This window comes from Geminicoccus flavidas (genome assembly GCF_009806515.1).
In the GTDB taxonomy this organism is placed as follows: domain Bacteria; phylum Pseudomonadota; class Alphaproteobacteria; order Geminicoccales; family Geminicoccaceae; genus Geminicoccus; species Geminicoccus flavidus.
The window spans coordinates 1-3669 of sequence record NZ_WUJP01000566.1 but is presented as its reverse complement, the minus strand read 5'-3'; the positions used below and the strand labels follow the sequence as shown (position 1 = coordinate 3669).

Below are 3669 nucleotides of genomic sequence, written 5' to 3'. Positions count from 1 at the left end.
GTCGGGCGCGTGCTGCTGTTGACGGCCATGCTCTCCGGCGCGCTGGCCGGGCTGGCTGGGGCGGTCGAGGTGACCGGGCTCAAGGGCTATGTCACCACCGACCTGTCGCCCGGCTTCGGCACGGCCGGGGTGATCGTGGCGATGCTGGCAAGCCTGAACCCGCTGGGTGTGGTCCCAGCCGCGATCTTCGTGGCCGCGGTGTTCGTGGGCGCGGACGCCATGGCCCGCGCCCATGGCGTGCCGTCCTTCATCGCCGACGTGATCGTGGCGACGGCACTGCTCACCATGCTGGTCGCCCTGTTCCTCACCGAGTACCGGGTGCGCCGATGACCGAGTTCTGGGACATCGTCCTGGCGGCCTCGTTCTGGGCGGCAGCCCTGCGCTTGGCGACACCACTGATCTTCGGCACGCTGGGGGCCCTGATTGGCGAGCGCTCGGGCGTGCTCAACCTCGGCATCGAGGGGATCATGACGGCCGGTGCGATGACCGGCTGGCTCTCCGTGCATCTGGGCGCCCCGCTCTGGCTGGGCATCGCGGCCGCCGCCGTCGCCGGCGGTGCCATCGGGCTGCTCCATGCGGCACTCACGGTGCGGCTCGGCCTGTCCCAGCACGTGACCGGGCTCGGCATCACCCTGTTCGCCACCAGCCTGTCCTCCTACCTCTACCGGCTCTACGTGCCGGCCTCGGGCTCCCCGCCGAAGATCACCCCGTTCGCGCCGGTGCACCTGCCGGTCCTGAGCGACCTACCCTGGGTGGGGCCGGCCTTCTTCCAGCACACCGCACTCACCTGGCTGGCGCTGCTGGCCGTGATCCTGGTGGCCTGGCTCTTGTGGCGCACGCCGCTGGGCCTGGCGGTGCGCATGGCGGGCGAGAGCCCGGAAGCCTGCGAGGCCCAGGGGGTCGGCGTGTTCAGCCTGCGCACCGGTGCGGTGGTCGCCGGCAGCGCGCTCATGGCGATCGGCGGCGCTTTCCTCACCACGGCAGCGTTCGACAGCTTTTACTTTTCCATGATCCAGGGGCGCGGCTGGGTGTGCATCGCGCTGGTGGTGTTCGCGTCCTGGCAGCCGGGCAAGGCGCTGCTCGGCGCGCTGCTCTACGGCATGTTCGACGCCTTCCAGCTGCGGCTTCAACCGCTGGTTCCGGGCGTGCCCTACCAGCTCTTCCTCATGATGCCCTACCTGCTTTCAATCGCTGCGTTGGTTCTGGTGTCGCGCCGTGCGCGAGTGCCCCAGGCCCTCATGCAGCCTTACCGGCCAGGTGAGCGGTAGCGGCGTACCGCTCGTCCCCGATCCGCGTCCAGTACTTGGCCGGAAGATGGTAGCTTGCCTGCTCACACACCGAGTGTCTTCCCGACGGCTGCCGGATGAGGTCGAGGATGAGGTGGTTCGCGGCTGGAGTTCTGTTGGCGACGGCATGCGTGGCGCATCCGGCTGCCGCGGAACTCACCTATCTCGCGGAGGTGGGGCCCTGGGACGTGTTCTATGCGAGCGAACCGGACGGTCGCAGCCTGTGCGGCATCTCACAGTTCAACAACGGGCTGGGCTTCCTGATCAAGGTAAACAACGTGCGGGAAGCCTTCATCCATCTCAGCAAGGACAGCTGGGCGGTGCCGGCGGGTGCCAAGGTGCACGTCGGCTTCGTGGTGGACGGCCGGCCGGTGCTGGACCTGCCGATCCTGCCGACCGACCGCCCGACCATGATCGAGGGCAACCTCCTGCCGGAGCAGGCGGCTGGCCTGATCGATCGCTTCTCGCTGGGGGGCCACATGCAGGTCCGCTTCCTGACCGGCAGCGAGGGATTCTGGGACGTGCCGCTCAAGGGCACCTACCGGATCACCCAGCACTTCCTGCGCTGCCTTTCCGAGCGCCTGCAGCCCCGCCAGCCCTTCGACGCCGCTCTACCGGGCTCCAGCCAGCCGTTCTGAGACGAGGCCGAAAGAAAAGAGGGCCGTGCTTTCGCACGGCCCCTGAGTGGGAGGAAACGCCTCAAGTCGGGTGTCATCGGGTAGAAACCCTGCGACGACCCAATAGATAACCTGAAGCCGATGATCGCGCAATAGTAGAAATTCGCTTTGAGGCATCATCTCGAATTTCGTCGCCTGCTCGCCAGCGGGTTGTATTCCCGCACCTGCGGCAGAAGGCGCCCGGTGTCTCGCCAGGGTGGGGCCATGCCGCTAGCGTCCGCACTCGGAGGCAGACAACCAGCGGGCAGAAAAGCCATGCGTAAGGCGCTCACCGGCGCGGCCGGCGTGTTTCCACCCCATGGACGCTACCATCACGGCATGGCGGTCACCGGATCCGACCGCCTGCTGTTCCTGTCCGGCCAGGTCGGCATCTGCCCGGACGGCTCGGTGCCGAGCGGCATCACCCGGCAAGCCGAGCAACTGTTCGCCAACATCGACTGCCTGCTGAAAGAGGGCGGCATGGACCGCAGCCACTTGGTCAAGCTCACCGCCTACCTGCTCGATCCCGGTGACCGGGCGGCCTACATGGCGGTGCGCGACGCCTGGGTCGCCGAGCCGGCCCCGGCCTCCACCCTCCTGTTCGTCCAAGCCCTGGCACGGCCGGATTTCATGGTCGAGGTCGAGGCGATCGCGGCGGCTTGAGAGCGGGGCGGCCTGCGCCGGCTGCGGCCGCACGGACCACCTGACGCGACCTGGTCGGCCATCGCTGGATGGCTTCCTGCCCTGAGCCTCGCTCCTTCCCGGGTTCGTTTCGCTCGCGGGAACCAATCTCGGCGGCAGGGAGGATGGGTGTGCCGGCTCATGGTACAGCCGGCTACCGGCTCCGTGGAGCCAGCCGCCATGCCGCGGAACCGGCCACGGGTCGACAGGTTGGTCGCGCAAGCGTCGGCAGGAGCATAGCGACATGGCCAACTCGACCCGTCCTCTGGCGATCGTCACCGGAGCGTCCACCGGCATCGGCCGCGAGCTGGCCCGGTGCTGTGCCGAAGGTGGCTTCGACCTGCTGATCGCTGCGAATGAGCCGGCGATCGACGCGGCGGCGGCGGAGCTGCGCACACCGGACGTGCAGGTGCAGGCCGTGCAGGCGGATCTCGCCACGATCGAAGGGGTTGACCGGCTCTGCGATGCGGCCGGCGGCCGGCCGGTCGCGGCACTCCTGGCCAATGCCGGGCGGGGGCTCCGCGGGGGATTCCTGGACCAGGAGTTCAGCGAGGTCCGGCACGTGATCGACACGAACGTGACCGGCACGCTCTACCTCATCCAGAAGGTTGGCCGGGACATGCGGACCAGGGGCGAGGGGCGGATCCTGATCACCGGGTCGATCGCCGGCTTCATGCCGGGCGCCTACCAAGCCATCTACAATAGCACCAAGGCCTTTCTGGATTCCTTCTCCTTCGCCCTGCGCACCGAGCTGAAGGACAGCGGGGTAACGGTTACCTGCCTGATGCCGGGCCCGACCGACACCGATTTCTTCGAGCGCGCCGGCCTGCTCGACACCAAGCTCGGCCAAGCCCCGAAGGACGATCCGGCCACCGTCGCGAAGATCGGCTTCGACGCGATGATGCAGGGCGAGGGCGACGTGGTCAGCGGCTGGAAGAACAAGGTGCAGGCGGCCGTCGCCAACGTCACGCCCTCCGGCGTGCTGGCGGAGATGCACCGCAAGATGGCCGAGCCGGGCTCGGGCACAAAGTAGCCAGCCCACTAGT

Annotated in this window: 5 protein-coding genes; all 5 read left to right on the top strand. The window is 68.3% G+C overall.

Annotation, left to right across the window (positions count from 1 at the left end; translation table 11 throughout):
- Positions 1-330: ABC transporter permease (locus EQG76_RS16220; RefSeq protein ID WP_200840854.1), on the top strand; the 330-nt coding region annotated here is incomplete at its 5' end.
- Entirely contained in the window at positions 327-1268 is a 942-nt protein-coding gene (locus tag EQG76_RS16215) for an ABC transporter permease (RefSeq protein WP_159715294.1), read from the top strand. The genes EQG76_RS16220 and EQG76_RS16215, both read left to right, overlap by 4 nt.
- Positions 1269-1402: 134 nt before the next feature.
- Positions 1403-1924 (top strand): hypothetical protein, encoded by a 522-nt coding sequence (locus EQG76_RS16210; RefSeq protein ID WP_159715292.1) that lies wholly within the window; start codon positions 1403-1405, stop codon positions 1922-1924.
- Between the two features lie 294 nt (positions 1925-2218).
- Positions 2219-2605 (top strand): RidA family protein, encoded by a 387-nt coding sequence (locus tag EQG76_RS16205; RefSeq protein WP_159715290.1) that lies wholly within the window; start codon positions 2219-2221, stop codon positions 2603-2605.
- Positions 2606-2867: 262 nt separating this feature from the next.
- A complete protein-coding gene (locus EQG76_RS16200; RefSeq protein ID WP_159715288.1) occupies positions 2868-3656 on the top strand; it encodes an SDR family NAD(P)-dependent oxidoreductase in 789 nt (262 codons plus the stop codon).
- Positions 3657-3669: the final 13 nt, after the last annotated feature.